Raw genomic sequence first — 4538 nt, 5'->3', positions numbered from 1 at the left:
TCGAAATACAGCATATAATATTTTCCGTTCTCATCTTCACCCTGTGCAAGTTTTTTGCTGTCTCCGTTGATGTAGATATGGAAATTTTTATCCAGCTTGATGATGCTTTTGAAATGGCGCTGCGTTTTCTTAACGGCCGCTTCGCTGATGGGAAATTCTTCAGCAATGTTGATCTGCATATCCTGCTCATAATCCGTTTTGAAATTAACGAAACTTTCAATGACATGCTCATCGCCCAGTACTTCACTCGCAAAATCATCGAGTTTGAACTCCTCCTTTTCTTTAAAGAAATTGATGGATTTATTCAGGAAATCGGCCTGGTCGGCTTTGGAAACTTCAAATTCCTGCGGCAGCTGCTTGGTGATGTAATCTTTGTACACCATCAGCGCTTCCTGGGTATGGAAATACTCGTCGTCACGCTGCTTTACCTTTAAGAAATCCTCAAACCAATAATACATATCCCCGTTTTTATTGTTGTCCACTACGGAAAGTACGTATCCGGTATCCTTATCGTTATTGTAGATCAGGGCTGCCTTATCAATCTTGGAAAGTCCGATTCCCTGGTCTTTTTCTATTTCGAAACGATCTTCCTGCGGAGAGATTTTAAGGAAAGACTCTCTTTTTTCAGTTTTGAAGATCCCGATCTTATCTACCTTTTCGGTCCCTTCCCTTTCGTCCTCAAAGTAAACGACAAACAGCTCTCCGCCCTGTACCCGTGGGTTTTCCGCCGCTTCAAAAAGATGCCTGGCAATATTCTCGGATTCCCACATGAATTTTTCCTTGTCATCAAAAATCTCGGATACCGAGCTGTAAACGGGGTTATTCACCAGATAAGAATCGCTGTAGAAATGAAAGGTTTCTTCAGACTTGAAAGATCCCAGGAAGTAATTTTCCAGCAGCTCTGCCATGCCTTCTTCCAGCTGCAGCTCTTCCTGCGAAATCACTAAAGATTCTCCGTTGATTTTATTTCCGACTCTGTGCACTACGATTTTTGAATACATGATCCTGAATATTTTGGAGTGCAAAGATATTAATTAAATCAGAGAATCCGCAGAATTTCATTCTGATAAAATCCTTATCATTCTGATAGGCTTTTTTAAGGACTCCCGTCCCCAGAATTGGCACAAAATACTGATTTACAACCTGATAAAACAAAACACATCCCACAGGTACGGAATTTGGCATTATGATTGTGAATATCTAACCTAACGACAATGGACTTGAAGACCCTGAACAGAATCGATACCCTGAGAAGACTCAGAAGCAGAGGACCGGCGACCCCTGAATGGATGAAACGTTACCGACTGCTGATTTCCGCAATTCTGATGACGGTTGCTTTGAGTGTATGGATCGGAATGTCAGAACCAAATCATTAATTATATGAACTATTTACAAGTCACCCAGGACATTACCGTCTCGATTCCGGAAATCTGTGACGGACTTAACGAAACAAGAATACAGAATTCTTATCACCTCATTGAATTCCTGACAGATAAGATGAAAAACATGATCCGGCAGAACAATACCGACTGCCTCTTCAAATGCCTTGAAAAAATGGACGAGCTGTACCACGAAGGTGATGCAATGGTAAAAAATGCTATTGAAAACTCCTTTGTTTATTCGCTGGACAACTCTACCTCTTTCTGCACCAAGGAATACCGTGACGCTATTTTCAACCGTCTCTCTCCGGAGTTACAGAAAGTCTATGCCCGGCAAATTTACAGCCATAGTATTTAAGTGAATGGAAGTCTTCCTCCATTTCATTACAGATCCACCTTGTTTTATTACATTTTTCACATGAGTATGAGAAAGAAAATCAGAAGAGAATCCGACTGGCAACGTTGGGAACAGTCGAATTCCAGGCAGCAGATTGAAATCTGGGCCACCCATCTGGCAGTTATTGCAGGCGTATTTATTTTTGCAGCATGTCTTTAATTGGTATGGTTTTGGCTATATCTACGGACAATGAAAAATAGTAATATGATGAACGCACCCTTGCAAACTATTGATCAAAAAGTAGCTGTTGAATATCTGAAATTTTTCTATCAGCCGATACGCCAGGAAATAAATCAATTGTCCGTTCAGGACAATTTTGCAGGAATTATGCAGTTGACTATTAATTATCTTAAAAAATTACTGCACGAATCAAAGGTTAACATCATTGCCCGTCATATTAAACTGATGGACTGGATTTACCAGAACGGGAACCATTATGTAAGAACCATGATCGAGAATCTTTTTATCAGGTCTTTTGAAAGTTTCAAAAAACTGACCAAAGCACAGAACTGGCAGCTTCTCTACCAGTATATGCCGATTGAATTCCAGCAGATTCACCTGAATCAGACAAAACTGGATGAAATTATGTTTAAAAAACCTGTATCGCAAGCATAACAAAACTGCCGGACTTCACAGTCCGGCAGTTTTTATTATTATTTTGCTTACTTATCCTTATCAATCTTATTTTATCTTACTGTTATTTGTCTGCCGAGGATGGACATGTGAGCTCCGGATTTCAGGATGGAACAATCAGAAGAGACGATAAAGAATCCTGCGGCTTTGCTCCATAGCAATCCCGAAAACAATATGGGAGCCGAATTCCCACACCCACCAGGCTTCAGGCATATCTTTTACTTTCCCCTGTAATCCCAGCGCCGGAACAACCGAACCATGGGTAAGCCCCCAGACCGCAGCACCGGCTGCCGCACCTCCTGCCAGGGAAAATATCCTGTTCTTACTTACAGCATAACTATAGGTAATGCCGACAAAGGCTCCCAACGCGTAATGGATGAATGTCATAGCCTGAAGGGTTTCTTCATGGGAAAGTTCGCGGTCGGTTACGGTATGGTAAAAGTCTTTTGCCAGTATAGCAGGCGGCATTTTTTCCGGCCTCCCGGTAACATCGGCACCTTTGAGTTCCAGCGCTTCGGGTGATGGCGGAAATCTCTTCTCCCCGATTTTCTGCAGAGGAGGCTCTGCAAGAGATTTTATCCAGGAAGCAAATAATCCGGCAGCAACGCCGATTACAATGGTTTTTGTTGTTGTATTCATCATATCATTTATTATTCATATTTTTTATCGGGCTTACAAGATGCATAACCTACATCTAAGTAGCTGATAGCAATTAGCTTTTTGCTATTGGCTTTACAATCAAAATTTTAAAATTCAAAAATGTATTATTAAATTATTTTAAATGCTTATCTATCCGGAATCAATGATTTATAAACAATATATGTGCCCCGGATGTCTGCTGTTGCTGCCTTACCATTTTAGGATAACAAAAAAAGAGGCTGCCTTGTTCAGGCAGCCTCGTATTGCTCATTACTACGTATGTGGCAATGATTTATAAAAACACATTACTTTTTAATGAATTTAAAGGTCTGTACACTGTTTCCGGTAAATACCTGGATCAGGTACATTCCCTGAGGCAATGCATTGACATCGATGCTTCTTTCATTTTTCTCAAGCTTCTTCTCCATTACTTTTCTGCCGTCAGCTGCAATAATGACTGCTTTGGCAAGTACCTGTTGTCCGCTGATATTTAAAATATCCCTTACCGGATTAGGGTAGATCTGAAGTTGTGACTCCGATTTGGTACCATCAATGACTCCAAGAGTAGAATTGATGGCCAATACGGCTAAATAAGAAGTCGATTCACAAGAGCCCTGGGTCTGCGTAGCATAATAAGTGGTGTTGTTTACCAATGGTGTACCAATCGGCAGGCTGTTAACATGATTCTGGGCGTTAGCAGCCGAAGCATACCATTTGATGTTCTGTCCATTGACTACCAAAGCACTTAACGTACTTCCGGGAGCAAAACTCTGGCTGGCCGCTCCTGTAGGGGCCGCTACCGGTGCAGACTGTGTAATGGTAAATGTTCTCGTTAAGGTACATCCGTTAGCATCGGTAACGTTTACCGTATAGGTTCCGGCAGACAATCCTGATGCCGTAGCTCCTGTACCTCCTGACGGAGACCATGAATACGTATAAGGAGCAGTTCCGCCCGCTACACTAATGGTTGCGGTTCCCGTAGATCCTCCATTACACGCAATATTGGTCTGTGAAGTACTTGCACTGAGAACGGTTGGTTGAGTTACCGTAGCATTTACCGTAGCTGTACATCCATTCGCATCGGTAATAATTACCGTATAGGTTCCGGCAGCAAGGCCGGTTCTGTCTTCAGTTGTGATTCCACTATCCCAGTTGAAAGTATATGGCGCTGTTCCTCCCGCTGGAGTCAAATTGATCGCTCCGTTGGACGCTCCGTTACAGGCAACATTCGTTACTACTGTGGTTCCTGAAACGGCACTTGCAGGCTGGGTTACCGTTGCATTTACCGTAGCTGTACATCCATTCGCGTCGGTAATAATTACCGTATACGTTCCGGCAGCAAGGCCTGTTCTGTCCTCAGTCGTGATTCCACCGCCCCAGTTGAAAGTATATGGCGCTGTTCCTCCCGCTGGCGTTAAGTTGATCGCTCCGTTAGAAGCTCCGTTACACGCAACGTTGGTTACTACTGTGGTTCCTGAAACGGCACTTGC

Annotated in this window: 7 protein-coding genes; 4 read left to right on the top strand and 3 right to left on the bottom strand. The window is 42.7% G+C overall.

Annotated elements, in window-relative coordinates:
* Window positions 1-1001, bottom strand: a 1001-nt coding sequence (locus QZ735_RS00805) for a nucleoid-associated protein (RefSeq protein WP_294243303.1), incomplete at its 3' end; no start/stop codon positions are given.
* A gap of 213 nt (window positions 1002-1214) precedes the next feature.
* Between QZ735_RS00805 and QZ735_RS00800 the strand changes: the two genes are divergently transcribed.
* The 4 genes from QZ735_RS00800 (at window position 1215) to QZ735_RS00785 (ending at window position 2391) form a co-directional block, all read left to right on the top strand.
* A complete protein-coding gene (locus tag QZ735_RS00800; RefSeq protein WP_294243302.1) occupies window positions 1215-1376 on the top strand; it encodes a hypothetical protein in 162 nt (53 codons plus the stop codon).
* Window positions 1377-1380: 4 nt separating this feature from the next.
* The gene (locus QZ735_RS00795) at window positions 1381-1737 is read left to right on the top strand and encodes a hypothetical protein (protein WP_294243300.1); all 357 of its coding nucleotides are present in this window, start codon (window positions 1381-1383) and stop codon (window positions 1735-1737) included.
* A 66-nt stretch (window positions 1738-1803) separates the two neighbouring features.
* Window positions 1804-1935, top strand: a complete 132-nt coding sequence (locus QZ735_RS00790) for a hypothetical protein (RefSeq protein ID WP_294243299.1) — start codon at window positions 1804-1806, stop codon at window positions 1933-1935.
* A gap of 45 nt (window positions 1936-1980) precedes the next feature.
* Window positions 1981-2391, top strand: coding sequence for a hypothetical protein (locus tag QZ735_RS00785; RefSeq protein ID WP_294243297.1), 411 nt, complete (start codon window positions 1981-1983; stop codon window positions 2389-2391).
* Between the two features lie 135 nt (window positions 2392-2526).
* Here the strand turns inward: QZ735_RS00785 and QZ735_RS00780 are convergent, their stop codons facing one another.
* Both QZ735_RS00780 and QZ735_RS00775 read right to left on the bottom strand, forming a co-directional pair.
* The gene (locus QZ735_RS00780; RefSeq protein WP_294243295.1) at window positions 2527-3051 is read right to left on the bottom strand and encodes a DUF1440 domain-containing protein; all 525 of its coding nucleotides are present in this window, start codon (window positions 3049-3051) and stop codon (window positions 2527-2529) included.
* A gap of 302 nt (window positions 3052-3353) precedes the next feature.
* Window positions 3354-4538: T9SS type A sorting domain-containing protein (locus tag QZ735_RS00775; protein ID WP_294243293.1), on the bottom strand; the 1185-nt coding region annotated here is incomplete at its 5' end.

It is taken from the genome of uncultured Chryseobacterium sp. (assembly GCF_913776365.1).
In the GTDB taxonomy this organism is placed as follows: Bacteria; Bacteroidota; Bacteroidia; order Flavobacteriales; family Weeksellaceae; genus Chryseobacterium.
Note: the sequence above shows the minus strand (reverse complement) of the source record. Positions and strands in the feature narration are given on the sequence as shown.